The sequence below is a fragment of the Microbulbifer taiwanensis genome, assembly GCF_014904815.1.
GTDB lineage: Bacteria > Pseudomonadota > Gammaproteobacteria > Pseudomonadales > Cellvibrionaceae > Microbulbifer > Microbulbifer taiwanensis.
The window spans coordinates 26370-40851 of the sequence record NZ_JACZFR010000063.1 but is presented as its reverse complement, the minus strand read 5'-3'; the positions used below and the strand labels follow the sequence as shown (position 1 = coordinate 40851).

Here is a 14482-nt window from a genome sequence, read left to right as displayed (position 1 = left end):
GGGGGGGGGTGGTCCCTACCAGGGGGGGGCAGGCGCGGGGGGGGTTTTTGGGGAGGCTCCCTTCGGGCGGGCCGCTAAGCAGCCATCTACTGCGTTGCATTTGCTTGACGTAGCCAGCTATGCCTGCGCAAATGCGCCTTGTATCTAGCCGCTTAGCGGCCCGCTGATAACCGCTTTTAGTGCCTTACAGGACACTAGCAGAACGGCGCGGCAAAATATGCGTAAAATATCCGTTTTTTACATTTGCCCGAATCCGCTTTTTCCACCGCCGTTGCTCTGTGAGGCGGTTGGGGTTCGGCTCTCTTCATTGTAGTGGTTATTTATGTTGCTTCAGTTGGATGGCGTCAGTCTGCGCTACGGAACCCAGGTGCTCGCGGACGGTGTCAGCGCCAGAATCGAGCGCGGCGATCGTATTTGCCTTGTCGGGCGCAACGGCGAGGGCAAATCCAGCCTGTTGCGCCTGATTGGCGGCCAGATAGACGCCGATGGCGGCGAAGTGGTGCGCGCGAGCGACCTGGTCCTGGCGACCCTGGATCAGGAGCTGCCGTCGGACTGCTCCGACAGTGTCTATCGGTTTGTCGCTGGCGGCCTGGGCGAGGTGGGATTGTGGCTCGCCGATTACCGTGCCGACCCCCGGGAGGAGCTGCAGTCGCGTATCGAGTCCGCCCACGGCTGGGACCTGCTGCCACGTATCGACAGCGTGTTGGATCGGCTCGGCCTGAATGGCGACGATACTGTCGCCGACCTGTCCGGTGGATGGCAGCGGCGCGCGGCGCTGGCGCGGGCGCTGGTCACAGAGCCGGATCTGCTGATTCTCGACGAGCCCACCAACCACCTGGATATCTCGGCAGTGGAATGGCTGGAGAGCTTTCTCGCCAGTTATCGCGGCGCACTGCTGTTTGTCAGCCATGACCGGGCACTGGCGCAGCGCCTGGCGCAGACGGTGTGGGATCTCGATCGCGGACACCTGCGGGTTTTCCAGTGTCGCTTCGATCGCTATCAGCAGGAAAAGGAGAAGCTGCTGGAAGAAGAGGCAAAGAACGAGGCGCTGTTTGACAAGAAACTGGCGCAGGAGGAGGCCTGGATCCGCCAGGGCATCAAGGCCCGCCGCACCCGCAACGAGGGCAGGGTGCGCGCCCTGCAGTCGCTGCGCCGCCAGCGCGAGGCGCGCAGGACCCGCCAGGGTACCGCCAGGATGGCACTGGACTCGGGCGAGATGTCCGGCAAGCTGGTGGCCGAGCTGACGGAGGTGTCCTTCGCCTACCCGGGAGAAGCGCCGCTGGTTCGCGACCTGTCCTTTACCCTGATGCGCGGTGACAAGGTGGGCCTGATCGGCCCCAACGGCGTTGGCAAGAGCACCCTGATTCGCCTGTTGCTGGGCGAGCTACAGCCGGATTCGGGCAAGGTGCGCCTGGGCACCAAGCAGCAGGTCGCCTATTTCGACCAACGTCGCGATCAGCTGAATCCCGAGCTGACGGTGCTGGACAATGTTGCCGGGGGGCGCGAGTCCATCACTGTCGGTGGAAAGAGTCGCCACGCCATGTCCTACCTGGCGGATTTCCTCTTCAGCGGTGTCAAGGCGCGCACCAGGGTAGAGGCTCTGAGCGGCGGCGAGCGCAACCGCGCGCTGCTGGCCAAGCTGTTCAGCCAACCGGCCAATATCCTGGTGCTCGACGAGCCCACGAATGACCTGGATGTGGAAACCCTGGAGCTGCTCGAACAGCTGTTGCTGGAGTTCTCCGGCACCGTGCTGCTGGTCAGCCACGATCGCGCCTTCCTGGACAATGTGGTGGACTCCTGCCTGGCGTTCGAAGGCGATGGCCAGGTGCGCGAATACGTCGGCGGTTACGGCGATTTCCTGCGCCAGGGGGGGCGTTTCGCCAGCGCCGAGGAGCGGGAAAAGGCGGCGGAGAGCAGGCCCAAAGCCAGGGGGGAAACTGCGGAAAAAGCGCCCCCGAAAAAGAAAAAGCTCAGCTACAAGTTACAGCGTGAACTGGACAGCCTGCCGGCGCTGATCGAACAGCTGGAAGAGGAGGTAGGGGCGCTGGAGCAGGAGATGGCGCAGCCGGATTTCTACCAGCGGGAGCAGCCACTGGTGGAAGGCAGGCTGCGCCTGCTGGCGGAGAAACAGGCGCAGCTTGAGACTGCATTCGAGCGCTGGTCGGAGCTGGAAGAAATGCGGAATGCGGAATGATGACAAATTTGCCTGGGCCGCAGGCGCCGCGAATTCTTGGAGCGGCTGGAGCCAGATTTGGACAGCCGAAGGCTGCCCGCGAAGCGGGTGAGGCACAGGGATGTGCCTCATCAATGCGCAATACGCGATCTGACCTGGTGCTGTAGGAGCCAGATCGCGTATTCAGAATTCCGCGTTCGTCATTCCACATTCACCCTGACCGCCAGTACATCGCAGCCGGCGCCGTGCAGCACGCCGTTGGCCGTGGAGCCGAGCAGCAGGGCCAGGCCGTGGCGGCCGTGGCTGCCGATAACGATCATATCCACCTCCAGCTCCTCGGCGAGGCGGTGGATCTCCGTCGCCGGCTGGCCCAGTACCACATGCTGGCGCTCGGCTGGCACATTGAGTTTCTCTGCCGCCTTGCGCAGCTGGTCCTTGGCCTGGGATTGCAACTGCTCCTGTACTTCGGAGAGATCCATCGGAATATCGCCGCCATAGGCGAAAGTCAGCGGCTCTATTACGTGGACCAGGCTCAGGTCCGCGGAAAATGCCTGGCCGATTTCCCCGGCCTTCTGCAGCACCTGGGATGATTCCTCCGAAAGGTCCAAGCCGACGAGAACGCGTTTGTAACTGGCCATGGGTCGCTCTGCTCCTCTCCCTGTCATCGCGCCGCTAATTGGCAGCGCGCTTTTGCTCTCGAAAGTCTACTGTAAAAAAAACTGGTTGACATAAATGGCGCAAGGCATCGCACAATAGGCGCCTTTTCCCTCTGACAAGGATCGGTTATGTCCGGATGGCTTCCGCTGATCATCATTCTCTTTGCCGTAGCGCTGGTGTTGGGGCCTGTCATGTGGCTGAAGCCCAGCGAGCGGGACAGGCGCCTGGCGGACCTGCGCGGCCGCGCAGCCAGGTCCGGCATGACAGTGCAGATGCAGGCGCTGCCTGCGGCGCTGGGGGAGGGCACGGCGGCGGTCTACTACAGCCGCTGGCAGGACAGTCGTCGCCTTCAACTGGGGTGGATTCTGGAGCGGCAGCGCGTGGAGCACGATATGCATTTCGAGGGCCGCTGGGACTGGCGCAATGGCCGCGCCGCGCCGCAGGCGGCATGGGAACCCCTGCGGCAAATGCTGGACCAACTACCTGAGGGCGCCTGTGCGCTGGTGGCTTCCCAGAATGGGCTCGGCATCCAGTGGCGCGAGACCGGCGGTGATAGTGCCTTCCGCTCGCTGGAGTCTGCTCTGGGCCAATTCCGTCCCACTATAGAAGAAGCGATACGGCAGCCGAAACCGGCGCAGGATCGGGGGGAGTGAATCCCCGGGATTCAGTGCAGGAATTGCTCCTTTTACGGCCCGGTGAATGCCGTTGAGCCGTATTTTTACAGCGCGCGCGGCGGCAAAAACCTGGTGACTGGCGATACGAATTTGCGTCACTCGCTTGACCGCACCCGGGTCGGAGCTTATATATTCGCGCAGCGCAGGTCTTGGAAAAAGGCCGCACGGGCTTGCGAAAGCAGTAAATTCTCTATTTAAAATCAAGTACTTATGGGTAAATCACTGGTCATCGTCGAATCGCCGGCCAAAGCGAAAACCATCAATAAATATCTCGGCAAGGACTTTGTAGTGAAGTCCAGCGTCGGCCATATTCGCGATTTGCCCACCGCCGGCGGCAACAAGCAACCGGTAGATCCCAAGGAGCGCGCGCGCCGCGCCGCTGAGACGCGCAAGTTGTCGCCGGAGGCCAAGGAGATCTACAAGCGCAAGAAAAACCGCGAGCAGTTGATCAAGCGCATGGGCATAGACCCGGACCACAACTGGGCCGCCCACTACGAAATACTGCCCGGCAAGGAAAAGGTGGTCAGCGAGTTGCGCAAACTGGCCGCCAACGCAGATCACATCTACCTGGCGACGGACTTGGATCGCGAGGGAGAGGCCATTGCCTGGCACCTGCGCGAGGCCATCGGCGGTGACAATGACCGCTATCGCCGTGTGGTCTTCAACGAGATCACCAAGTCCGCGATCCAGGAGGCCTTCAAGGATCCGGGGCCGCTGAATATCAACCGTGTCAACGCGCAGCAGGCGCGGCGTTTCCTCGACCGTATCGTCGGCTATATGGTGTCGCCACTGCTGTGGGAAAAGGTCGCCCGCGGCCTGTCCGCCGGACGCGTGCAGTCGGTGGCGGTGCGTCTTGTCGTCGAGCGCGAGCGCGAGATCCGCGCCTTCATCCCGGAGGAATACTGGACCCTGTTCGCGGACACGACCACAAGCAAGACGGATGCCCTGCGCCTGGAAGTGAAGAAGCAGGCCGGCGAAGCCTTCCGCCCCACCAACGAGGCGCAGGCCAGTGCCGCGACCAAAGCGCTGCAGGCCAGTGATTTCGTCGTCAGTGCGCGCGACGACAAACCCACCAGTTCCAAACCCACTGCCCCCTTCATTACCTCGACCCTGCAGCAGGCGGCGAGCAACCGCCTCGGCTTCAGTGTGAAGAAGACCATGATGCTGGCGCAGCGCCTGTACGAGGCGGGGCACATCACCTATATGCGTACCGACTCCACTAACCTCAGCAAAGAGGCTGTGGAATCGGCGCGGGAATTTATTGGCGAGAAATTCGGCGATAAATACCTGCCGGACGCACCCAACAGTTACTCCAGTAAAGAGGGTGCCCAGGAGGCGCACGAGGCGATTCGCCCTTCGGACGTGCGTATGCAGCCAAATATGCTCTCCGGCGTAGAGCGGGATGCTGAGCGCCTCTACAACCTGATCTGGCAGCAGTTTGTCGCCTGCCAGATGACACCGGCCCAGTTCACCTCCACTTCCGTTGTCGTCAATGCCGGCGATTTCGAGCTGCGGGCGCGCGGCCGCGTGATCCGCTTCGATGGCTTCCTGAAGGTGGCGCCGCAGGTCAGCAAGAAAGACGAGGACCTGGTGCTGCCGGATGTGAAGGTTGGTGAAAAGCTGTCGCTGAAGCAACTGGACCCGAAACAGCACTTCACCAAGCCGCCGGCGCGCTACAGCGAGGCGGCGCTGGTAAAAGAGCTGGAAAAGCGCGGCATAGGCCGCCCCTCCACTTACGCCTCGATCATTTCCACTATCCAGGACCGCGGTTACGTACGGCTGGAAAATCGCCGTTTCTATGCGGAGAAAATGGGGGATATTGTCACCGACCGTCTCAGTGAGAGTTTCAAGGACCTGATGGACTACGGCTTCACTGCCAACCTGGAGGAATCCCTGGATGCGGTGGCGGACGGTGACAGGGGCTGGAAGGATCTGCTCGACGAATTTTACCAGGACTTCTCCGGCCGACTGGAGAAGGCCCAGTCCGCCGAGGGCGGCATGCGCCGCAACACACCGACGGACACCGACATCGAGTGCAGTAAATGTGGCCGCCATATGCAGATACGCACCGGTTCCACCGGTGTCTTCCTCGGCTGTTCCGGCTACGCGCTGCCCCCCAAGGAGCGCTGCACCAACACCATGAACCTGGTGTCCGGCGATGAGGCAGTGGACGCGGACCAGGATGAAGAAGCAGAAACCCGCCAGCTGCGCGACAAGCGGCGCTGCGCCAAGTGCGGTACCGCCATGGACAGCTATCTGGTGGACGAACAGCGCAAACTGCATATCTGCGGCAACAACCCGGACTGCAATGGCTACGAGGTGGAGAAGGGCACCTTCAAGATCAAGGGCTACGACGGCCCGGTGATCGAGTGCGACAAGTGCGGCAGCGACATGCAGCTGAAATCCGGTCGCTTCGGCAAGTATTTCGGCTGCACCAATGAGGACTGCAAGAACACCCGCAAGCTGCTCAAGAGCGGCCAGCCGGCGCCGCCGAAGATGGATCCGGTACCCATGCCGGAGCTGCCCTGCCAGAAGGTGGACGACCACTATATCCTGCGCGACGGCGCCTCAGGCCTGTTCCTCGCTGCCAGCCAGTTCCCGAAGAATCGCGAGACGCGCGCGCCCCTGGTGAAGGAGCTGTTGCCGCACAAGAGTGAGATAGACCCGAAGTACAGTTTCCTGTTCTCAGCGCCCACGGAAGACGACCAGGGTCGCGATACGGTAGTGCGTTTCAGCCGCAAGACCCAGGAGCAGTATGTGCAGTCCGAGGAAGAGGGCAAGGCCACCGGTTGGCGCGCCTTCTATCGTGATGGCAAGTGGCAGATCGAAGCCGGCAGCAAGGCCAGTGGTGCCAAGCGCAAGCCGGCGGGCAAGAAGGCGGCTGCGAAAAGCAAATGATGCCTGCACTTGTCACAATCGTCCGTAGCGAGGTGGTTCCAGAGTGCGTGCAGTACGTTGAGCCGGTCCGGCGTTTCGGCTCCGACCGGGCGAAAGGCAGACAGGGTGTGCTCTGGGGCCGCCGCAGAAGGAGGATTGTGACAAGTGCGGGTTAATCCCTATACCAGCTCCGTGACCTCTGCACTGCGCAAGAGCCAGCTACTGCTGGAGACCGATTGTGCGGCGCCACTGCAGCGTGTCGCTGCGCAGGAGGCGGTAGTGATGCACCTGTGGCGGGCCTACCGCGCCTTTCTCGCCGAGCTGGCCTTTCAGCTGCAGCTGGATACAGAGCCGGAGTCCGCCCAGGCGCTCGCCGAGCGGGCCCTGGCCTTCGGCAAGGCCAGCGGCGAGGCGGTAGAGCTGCAGGAACTGGCTCTGGATCCGGACAGCTGGCTGTCCCGGCTGCAGGCGGCCTGGGTACAGCTGTGGAGCTTTGCGGCGGAAAGTGGCAGCGGGCAGCCGGCGGCCAACCTGATCCCGCTGCAGAATCTGTCCGCGCCCGGCCCGGTGCAGCTCAGTGGTGAACTACTGCGCGACTGGCAATCTGCGCTGAGCGAGCTGGTGCGACGCCAGCGCGCCCAGTCGCAGGAGTGGTAGCGCCGCAAAATCCCTCTAGGTCCCTCTACATTTTCACGCCAGCTCTGCAATGAAACTGCCGGAGCGCCTGTGGTACACTGCACACAATCTTGGGATGTAAAGAAGGGAGAAGCGAATGTCCTCCGAGACTTTTGAAATAATCGAGCTGGCCAATGGCGATGTGGCGTTGCGCCGTGCCGGCCACAAGGAGGACCCGCTCGTACGTATCCATTTCTCTGCAGAAAGCCTGCAGTTCCTGCGCGAACACAAGGTCGAAGTGGCCCGCGCCATGCTGGAGGCGGGTATCGAGGCCGTACAGAACCTCGACGATCTGGAGCCGGGTTATTTCGACGAAGATGATGAGCTGATGCCGATCAACCACACGGTGCATTGATTGAATGCGGAATGCGGAAGGATGAATGCGGAATACGCGATTGGGCACGGTGCCTTGGGCGAGCGTATTGGCCGCGATCAGTCATTCTGGGTGCCAGAATGTTAGGCCGCGGCCGACGTTGGTCCCCATAGCGTTAGAGTCGGCCCGCGTAGTCCGCATTCCGCATTCCGCATTCCCTCAAGGCGTCTGGCGAATCACTCCCACTGCCAACCCCTCTATAGCGAAACTCCTGTCCCGCATGTCCACCTGGATCACTTCAAAGTCCTCGTTTTCCGGCAGCAGCTGAACCGTTGCCTGGTTGCCCTTGCGGCGGAAGCGTTTGACTGTCACCTCGTCCTCAATCCGTGCGACCACTATCTGGCCATTGCGCGCCTGGTCGGTTTTCTGCACCGCCAGCAGGTCGCCGTCGAGAATGCCGGCGTCGCGCATGCTCATGCCGTGTACCCGCAGCAGGTAGTCCGCCGGGGGATGGAAGAAGTCCGATGGCAGATCGCAGTAATCCTCGATGTTTTCCTCAGCCAGGATCGGGTTGCCCGCCGCAACGCGACCGACGATGGGCAGGCCCGTGTGGTGGTCCGGTATGCGTATTCCCCGGGAGGCGCCGGCCACCATTTCGATGGCGCCCTTGCGCGCCAGCGCTTTCAGGTGCTCCTCCGCCGCATTGGGGGAGCGAAAACCCAGCTCCTGGGCGATTTCCGCGCGGGTGGGCGGGTATCCGGTTTCATCCAGATAGACTTTGATCAGCTCCAATACCTGGGCCTGGCGTGCTGTGAGATTGCTCATAGGGTCACCTAGTCTTATTCTGTATTTATATACAGTTGCTGTGATTATATACAGATTCGGTGAGGACGCAATCGCCGCAGTGGCATCGTCGGGAGCTGCTACATTGAGAGGGAAGCGAGAGAGCGAATAAACAGATCGTCGAATGACGCGACAATAAGGAAATACAATAATGCTAGATGCAAAAATGCCCGAGGCTTGGCGCGTACTGCGCATACAGTCGGAACTGGTGGATGGCATAGAGCGGCTGATTGCGCTGAGTGGCGCAGTTACCGTATTTGGCAGTGCGCGATTTACCGAAGACAGCCCGGAATACAAGCAGGGGGTCAGGCTCGGCGAATTGCTCGCCGCCGAGGGGATTCCGGTCATTACAGGGGGTGGGCCGGGATTGATGGAGGCCTGCAATCGCGGGGCCTATCCCCAGCCCGGAGCCTCCATTGGCCTCAACATCGAGCTGCCATTTGAGCAGAGCGCAAACCCTTATCAGGACATCAGCCTGCACTTTCGCTACTTTTTTGTGCGCAAGTTTATGTTTGTAAAGCACGCGGTTGGTTTTATCGGTCTGCCGGGTGGTTATGGAACCCTGGATGAGCTGTTTGAGGCGCTGACTCTGGTGCAGACACAGAAGGTGCGGCGCTTCCCTATAGTGCTGGTGGGCAAGCGTTACTGGTCCGGCCTGCACGACTGGCTGGTGGATACGGTGCTGGAGCGCAGCTGTATCGACGCCTCAGACCTGGATCTGTTTCATATTGTCGATACCGTGGACGAGGCTGCGGAATTGATTATCGAATATATCAAGCAGCGGGAATAAACAGTATTCCACGGACTAAAAGGGCGATTCGTCGGTGCCGATAAAGCTCTCGCCCTCGACGGTATCCACCGGGTTCTGGTTTGTGCCGAATCCGTTCCCGCTCAGGTTGGGGTCCTGCTCCGTAGCGGTCATGCCATAGGCAATGTTGGCATCCTCCGGCGGAGCGGCGGCGATGACCGGCAGGCCCTGCCACTGATCCAGTTCGAACTCGTCCAGGGTGCCGTCCAGGTACTGGACTTCCACCGTCTGCTGCGTCTCGTCGATGGCCACCACTTCAAACAGCTGCCCGTTGTCGATGTCTTCAAACCAGCTGCCGATATCCGGTTGCAAATGTGCCATGGCCTTTGCTCCCTGTTGCTTTCCTCTCAATCTAATGTCCAGCCGCTATCTTTCCGACCAATCCGCTTTTCGACCAATCCGCTTTCCAACGAATCCGGGATTGCCGCCGCCGCCCTTGGCGGCGCCACGTGGCGCGGAATGTGCTAATCTGACTCGGTACTAAACAACTGTTTTAAATGTTGGTTTGAACCCTATGAGCCAGACGGATACCGTCAGTCGGATACTGGATGCGGCGGAGGTGCTGTTTGCCGAGCGCGGCTTCACCGAGACTTCCCTGCGCACCATCACCAGTACTGCCGGCGTCAATCTCGCCGCTGTAAATTATCATTTCGGCTCCAAAAAAGAATTGATTCAGGCGGTATTCGAGCGCTTTTTGACGCCTTTTACCGACGCCCTGGTCAGGGAGCTGGATCGGCGTGTCGCCGAGGGGCAGACGTTGACCGTGGAAGGCCTGCTGGAGAGCCTCTACCGCGTGGGCATGGGCAGTCTGGCCGAGCAGGGTCGGGACCCACAGCGCTTTATGCGGCTGCTCGGGCTCGCCTACACCCAGTACCAGGGCCACCTGCGCCGCTTTATCGTGTCCCGCTACGGGGACAGCTATCGCCGCTTCGCCGGCCTGCTGGCCCAGGCGCTGCCGGGGCTGGATCCGGTGACCTTCTACTGGCGCCTCTACTTTATGCTCGGGGCGACCATTTTTACCCTGTCGAGCTACGACGCCATCGAGGCTATCCTGAGAGAGGATTTTGGCGCGCAGAGCAGCCTGCCCGAAACCCTGGAGCGCCTGGTGCCCGCGGCGGCAGCGATGCTTAAAGTAAATGCGGAATGAGGAATGCGGAATGTGGAATCGCGAGGGACCCCCTGCTGTAGGAGCGGCCGGTGGCCGCGATCGAAGTTCAGGGGTGCCTGGAAGTGCGGCCGCGGACCATTCCCTTCCGGGTGGCATAGGGCCCGCGCGCGCATTCCGCATTCCGCATTCCGCATTCATCATTCCGCATTCCGCATTCATCATTCCGCATTAAGGAGGAGTTCCTATGCTCGGCCCGGTAATGATCGACATCGACGGACAGCAATTGACCGCGGAGGACCGCGAATTGCTGCGGCACCCACTGGTGGGTGGGCTCATCTTTTTTGCGCGCAACTACCGCGATCGCGGGCAGCTGCAGGACCTGGTGGCGGCCATCCGCGAGGAGCGCCCGGAGATCCTGCTGGCGGTGGACCAGGAGGGCGGCCGCGTGCAGCGCTTTCGCGACCAGTTCACGCGGTTGCCATCGATGCAGGCCCTGTGTGCCGAGGCCGACAGCGAGCGGCTGCGGGATGTGGGCTGGCTGCTGGCGGCAGAGCTGCTCGCCGTGGGCCTGGATTTCAGCTTCGCACCGGTGCTGGACGCGGACGACCGGCACTGCCGCATCGTCGGCGACCGCAGTTTCTGCGCGGATCCCGCGCAGGTGGCCGCGCGGGTGCGTCCGTTTATGCAGGGTATGCACGATGCGGGAATGGCCACTACTGGCAAGCATTTTCCCGGGCACGGCCACGTGCTCGAGGACAGTCACGAGGAGCTGCCCGAGGACGAGCGCGACCTCGATCGGGTGATGGATTCCGACGCGCTGCCGTTTATCGAGTGTATCCGGGCGGGAGAGCTGGATGCAGTCATGCCCGCGCATATCCGCTTCGTGCAGGTGGACAGCCAGCCGGTGGGTTTCTCCCGCTACTGGCTCCAGGAGGTGCTGCGCGGCAGGCTGGGCTTCGACGGAGTCATTTTCAGCGATGATCTGTCCATGGAGGGCGCCGGCGCCGCCGGTGGCTACGGCAGCCGGATCAGGGCGGCCATGGACGCCGGATGCGATATGGGTGTGGTCTGCAACAATCGCACCGGGGCCCTGGAAGCGCTCAAAGCACTGGAGGGATTCTCGCCGTCGCGCGAATCCAGTGACAGGCTGCAACGCATGCGCGGCAGGCCCGCGATAAAATCCTGGGCAGAGCTGGAAGCCAGCGAGCGCTGGCAGAGTACCCGCAGCTGGCTGGCTTCCATCATGGGGTAGGGGAGTGCGCCCGCCCGGAAGCTGTGATCACAAGAATATCTTTGCAGAGATGAGGAGTAGTTGTCAGTGGAATCCGTAGAGGGAATGTTGCTGTCCTGGCTGGGGGACAATCGGTTCTGGATAGTGGCAATTTTCATGATAGTGCTGGCGACAGCCCTGGCTGCGTGGCTGTTCGGGCGTTTCGTCCAGCGACTGGCACAGCGCGCGGAGCGTACAGTAAACCCCTGGGATGATGCCCTGGTCGGTGCACTGACGCCCCCCGGTCCCGCATTGATCTGGCTGTTGGGCCTGACCGTGGCCGCTGGCCGGGCGGGCGTGGCGACAGGCGCAGACATTTTCTCCCTCGCGGAGCCGGCGCGGGAGATAGGGCTGATACTGGTGCTCACCTGGTTTGCCTGGCGCTTCTCGCACAGTGTGGAGCGAAACCTGCGCGACCCCCGCTATATGGGCAAGCCGATGGACGCGACCACGGTGCGGGCGGTGGGCAAGCTGGTGCGGGCCTCGATCCTGATCACTGCGGCCATGGTGGTCATGCAGTTCCTCGGTTACAGCATCAGCGGTGTTCTGGCATTTGGTGGCATCGGCGGCCTGGCGGTGGGTTTTGCGGCCAAGGATCTGCTGGCCAACTTTTTCGGTGGCCTGATGATCTACCTGGACAGGCCTTTTGCCGTGGGTGACTGGGTGCGTTCGCCGGACAGGAACATCGAGGGCACTGTGGAGGATATCGGCTGGCGCCTTACCCGGATTCGCACTTTCGATAAGCGGCCGCTCTATATCCCCAATGGCATATTCACCCAGATAGCGGTAGAGAATCCCTCGCGTATGTTGAATCGGCGTATATACGAGACCATCGGTATTCGCTATGAGGATGCGCATTTGATGCCGGCTATAGTTACCGATGTAAAAGCCATGCTGCAGCAGCATCCTGAAATCGATTCCAACCAGACGTTAATCGTAAACTTCAATAGTTTTGCCCCGTCTTCACTGGATTTCTTTATTTACACCTTTACCAATACGACCGATTGGGTGCGATATCACGAAATTAAGCAGGATATCCTGCTCACCATATTGCGGATAATCGAAGGATACGGCGGTTCCTGTGCTTTCCCGACATCAACCCTGCATATAGCGGAAATTCCTGCATTAACGCGCGAAGCCGCGTTAGACAGTTGATGGACGGGAGTAACTTAAAGCACAAAAGGACAGTTATTGGAGAATTGAATTTCATTATTGGCGATTTATTGCGCATTATTTATAAACCTTAGTATTTATTTCACATAGAAACCTAGACACTGGCGCCGTTTTATCTAAGAATCGAACTACGTACATCGAGTCCGACTTGGTGGACAGTGCAAGACAGTAATCGGCGTTCGGTCGTTTGCTGATATTGGGGTGGCGTTTACCCCTCTTGCCCGCAGAGGTTAAAGAGGTGAACGCAATAACAATAATGAGGTTGTCTCAATGAGTGATCGCGTTACAGGTACAGTGAAGTGGTTTAATAACGCCCGTGGTTATGGCTTCATCACCTGTGGAGAAGGAACTGAAGATATTTTCGTTCACTACCGCAGCATTCGCGGTGAGGGTTATAAAACCCTGAACGAGGGTCAGGCGGTAGAGTTTGAAATGCAGCAGGGTGACAAAGGATTGCTGGCGGAAGATGTTGTTCCCTGTGAGTGTTTCCCGCCCACCGTGACCTTTTAACAAAACCCCGGCCGGGGGTTTGTCCCGCGGCCGGGTTTTTGTTTGCTTGCCGAGGTGAGGTGATGAGTGGCCTTTGGTGGAGTGTGTAGCCTGCTACCGCTGACCGCTGACCGCTGACCGCTGACTAACCCCCGCCGACAACCCGCAGCAGCTGGCCGCAGAACCAGGCCGCATAGGTGCCCAGGGCATAGCCCAGTACCGCCAGCAGAACCCCCACCGGCGCCAGTGACGGGTGGAAGGCCGCCGCCACCACCGGCGCTGAAGCCGCACCCCCCACATTGGCCTGGCTGCCTACCGCCATAAAGAAGGTCGGTGCCTTGATCAGCTTGGCTACCAGCAGCATCAAACCCGCGTGCACCGCCATCCAGGTAGCGCCCAGTACAAACAGCTCGGGGCTGTCTTTCAGGGCGGTGATATTCATATGGGTGCCGATGGTGGCGATCAGGAAATAGATAAATACCGAACCGATCTTGGAGGCGCCGGCGCCCTCCAGTTTCTTTGCCGGGGAGAAGGCCAGCGATACCCCTATGGTGGTGGCGATTATCACTAACCAGAAAAACTGGCTGGTAAAGCTGAAGCGCGCCGTCTGTGGTGCATGCTCCTGGAACCAGGGCGCTATCTGGTCGGCAGCGGCGTGGGCGATAGCGGTCACACCGAAGCAGATGGCGGCGATCAGCATCAGGTCCGGCAGGCTCGGGATGCGCGCGTGCTTTTTCTGCAGCGCCTCCACCTTTTCCCGCAGTACCGCGATCGCACTGGTGTCGGCCCCGCGGCGCTCGTCGAGTTTCCTGGCGTTGCCGGCCATGACCAGCAGTACGGCCATCCAGATATTGGCCACTATCACATCCACGGCCACCATGGCCGAGAAGACCTGATCGCCCACATCGAACACCTCCTTCATCGCCGTCTGGTTGGCACTGCCGCCGATCCAGCTACCGGCCACCGTGGTCATGCCGCGCCATACCTCACCCGGCCCGCCCACATTGAGGATTTCCGGGTGAATGGCGGACAGCAGCAGCAGGGCGATGGGGCCGCCGATCACAATGCCCAGGGTGCCGGTCAGGAACAGCACCAGCGCCTTGGGGCCGAGGTTCACGATGGCCTTGAGGTCGATGCTCAGCGTCAGCAGCACCAGGCTCGCCGGCAGCAGATAGCGGGAGGCGACGTAGTAAAGCTTTGAGTTCTCCACGTCAATTATGCCGAAGGTGGCGAGCAGGGAGGGTAGGAAGTAGCACATCAGCACCGTAGGTACTATGCGATAAAAGCGTTTCCAGAAGCGGTGCTCGCTGCCGGCGGTGTAAAAGACAAAGCCGAGGATGGCGGCGAGCATGCCGAGAATAATGGCGTCGTTGGTAATCATTATTTTTAGAGTGGTTGGTAGCTGGTGGTTGGTGGTCAGAG

14 protein-coding genes are annotated in these 14482 nt (G+C 60.7%); 10 read left to right on the top strand and 4 right to left on the bottom strand.

Features of this window, described 5'->3' with window-relative positions:
• Nucleotides 1-322: 322 nt before the first annotated feature.
• Entirely contained in the window at nt 323-2194 is a 1872-nt protein-coding gene (locus IG627_RS19090; RefSeq protein ID WP_193194643.1) for an ATP-binding cassette domain-containing protein, read from the top strand.
• Nucleotides 2195-2373: 179 nt separating this feature from the next.
• Here the strand turns inward: IG627_RS19090 and IG627_RS19085 are convergent, their stop codons facing one another.
• Complete coding sequence (locus IG627_RS19085; RefSeq protein ID WP_193194641.1) at nt 2374-2811, bottom strand: universal stress protein; 438 nt, start codon at nt 2809-2811, stop codon at nt 2374-2376.
• A gap of 147 nt (nt 2812-2958) precedes the next feature.
• Between IG627_RS19085 and IG627_RS19080 the strand changes: the two genes are divergently transcribed.
• The 4 genes from IG627_RS19080 (at nt 2959) to IG627_RS19065 (ending at nt 7411) form a co-directional block, all read left to right on the top strand.
• Nucleotides 2959-3483, top strand: a complete 525-nt coding sequence (locus IG627_RS19080; RefSeq protein WP_193194639.1) for a hypothetical protein — start codon at nt 2959-2961, stop codon at nt 3481-3483.
• A 231-nt stretch (nt 3484-3714) separates the two neighbouring features.
• Nucleotides 3715-6402 carry a type I DNA topoisomerase gene (topA, locus tag IG627_RS19075; RefSeq protein WP_193194637.1) on the top strand — a complete coding sequence of 896 codons (2688 nt, stop codon included), beginning with the start codon at nt 3715-3717 and terminating at the stop codon, nt 6400-6402.
• A 144-nt stretch (nt 6403-6546) separates the two neighbouring features.
• Nucleotides 6547-7038, top strand: coding sequence for a DUF6586 family protein (locus IG627_RS19070; protein ID WP_193194635.1), 492 nt, complete (start codon nt 6547-6549; stop codon nt 7036-7038).
• A gap of 115 nt (nt 7039-7153) precedes the next feature.
• Nucleotides 7154-7411: a hypothetical protein gene (locus IG627_RS19065; protein ID WP_193194631.1), complete on the top strand. Its 258-nt coding sequence runs from the start codon at nt 7154-7156 to the stop codon at nt 7409-7411.
• 177 nt (nt 7412-7588) lie between these two features.
• Here IG627_RS19065 and lexA read toward each other — a convergent pair whose 3' ends face one another.
• Nucleotides 7589-8194, bottom strand: a complete 606-nt coding sequence (gene lexA, locus IG627_RS19060; RefSeq protein WP_193194629.1) for a transcriptional repressor LexA — start codon at nt 8192-8194, stop codon at nt 7589-7591.
• Nucleotides 8195-8363: 169 nt separating this feature from the next.
• On the opposite strand from lexA, the gene IG627_RS19055 reads away from it, so the two are divergent.
• Nucleotides 8364-9002 carry an LOG family protein gene (locus tag IG627_RS19055; RefSeq protein WP_193194627.1) on the top strand — a complete coding sequence of 213 codons (639 nt, stop codon included), beginning with the start codon at nt 8364-8366 and terminating at the stop codon, nt 9000-9002.
• A gap of 15 nt (nt 9003-9017) precedes the next feature.
• Here the strand turns inward: IG627_RS19055 and IG627_RS19050 are convergent, their stop codons facing one another.
• Nucleotides 9018-9341 carry a DUF6763 family protein gene (locus IG627_RS19050; RefSeq protein ID WP_193194625.1) on the bottom strand — a complete coding sequence of 108 codons (324 nt, stop codon included), beginning with the start codon at nt 9339-9341 and terminating at the stop codon, nt 9018-9020.
• A 193-nt stretch (nt 9342-9534) separates the two neighbouring features.
• Between IG627_RS19050 and IG627_RS19045 the strand changes: the two genes are divergently transcribed.
• The 4 genes from IG627_RS19045 (at nt 9535) to IG627_RS19030 (ending at nt 13081) form a co-directional block, all read left to right on the top strand.
• The gene (locus IG627_RS19045; RefSeq protein WP_193194623.1) at nt 9535-10167 is read left to right on the top strand and encodes a TetR/AcrR family transcriptional regulator; all 633 of its coding nucleotides are present in this window, start codon (nt 9535-9537) and stop codon (nt 10165-10167) included.
• 205 nt (nt 10168-10372) lie between these two features.
• A complete protein-coding gene (gene nagZ / locus IG627_RS19040; RefSeq protein ID WP_193194621.1) occupies nt 10373-11380 on the top strand; it encodes a beta-N-acetylhexosaminidase in 1008 nt (335 codons plus the stop codon).
• 84 nt (nt 11381-11464) lie between these two features.
• Nucleotides 11465-12553, top strand: coding sequence for a mechanosensitive ion channel family protein (locus IG627_RS19035; protein WP_193194652.1), 1089 nt, complete (start codon nt 11465-11467; stop codon nt 12551-12553).
• Nucleotides 12554-12841: 288 nt separating this feature from the next.
• Nucleotides 12842-13081: a cold-shock protein gene (locus IG627_RS19030; RefSeq protein ID WP_193194619.1), complete on the top strand. Its 240-nt coding sequence runs from the start codon at nt 12842-12844 to the stop codon at nt 13079-13081.
• Nucleotides 13082-13205: 124 nt separating this feature from the next.
• Here IG627_RS19030 and IG627_RS19025 read toward each other — a convergent pair whose 3' ends face one another.
• The gene (locus tag IG627_RS19025; protein WP_193194616.1) at nt 13206-14441 is read right to left on the bottom strand and encodes a DUF819 family protein; all 1236 of its coding nucleotides are present in this window, start codon (nt 14439-14441) and stop codon (nt 13206-13208) included.
• Between the last annotated feature and the right edge of the window lie 41 nt (nt 14442-14482).

Bases quoted from the DNA above. Each gene is read 5' to 3' on its own strand.
- IG627_RS19090 (WP_193194643.1), top strand. From the start codon at position 323: ATGTTGCTTCAGTTGGATGGCGTCAGTCTGCGCTACGGAACCCAGGTG.
- IG627_RS19085 (WP_193194641.1), bottom strand. From the start codon at position 2,811: ATGGCCAGTTACAAACGCGTTCTCGTCGGCTTGGACCTTTCGGAGGAA.
- IG627_RS19080 (WP_193194639.1), top strand. From the start codon at position 2,959: ATGTCCGGATGGCTTCCGCTGATCATCATTCTCTTTGCCGTAGCGCTG.
- topA (WP_193194637.1), top strand. From the start codon at position 3,715: ATGGGTAAATCACTGGTCATCGTCGAATCGCCGGCCAAAGCGAAAACC.
- IG627_RS19065 (WP_193194631.1), top strand. From the start codon at position 7,154: ATGTCCTCCGAGACTTTTGAAATAATCGAGCTGGCCAATGGCGATGTG.
- lexA (WP_193194629.1), bottom strand. From the start codon at position 8,194: ATGAGCAATCTCACAGCACGCCAGGCCCAGGTATTGGAGCTGATCAAA.
- IG627_RS19055 (WP_193194627.1), top strand. From the start codon at position 8,364: ATGCTAGATGCAAAAATGCCCGAGGCTTGGCGCGTACTGCGCATACAG.
- IG627_RS19050 (WP_193194625.1), bottom strand. From the start codon at position 9,341: ATGGCACATTTGCAACCGGATATCGGCAGCTGGTTTGAAGACATCGAC.
- IG627_RS19045 (WP_193194623.1), top strand. From the start codon at position 9,535: ATGAGCCAGACGGATACCGTCAGTCGGATACTGGATGCGGCGGAGGTG.
- nagZ (WP_193194621.1), top strand. From the start codon at position 10,373: ATGCTCGGCCCGGTAATGATCGACATCGACGGACAGCAATTGACCGCG.
- IG627_RS19035 (WP_193194652.1), top strand. From the start codon at position 11,465: ATGTTGCTGTCCTGGCTGGGGGACAATCGGTTCTGGATAGTGGCAATT.
- IG627_RS19030 (WP_193194619.1), top strand. From the start codon at position 12,842: ATGAGTGATCGCGTTACAGGTACAGTGAAGTGGTTTAATAACGCCCGT.
- IG627_RS19025 (WP_193194616.1), bottom strand. From the start codon at position 14,441: ATGATTACCAACGACGCCATTATTCTCGGCATGCTCGCCGCCATCCTC.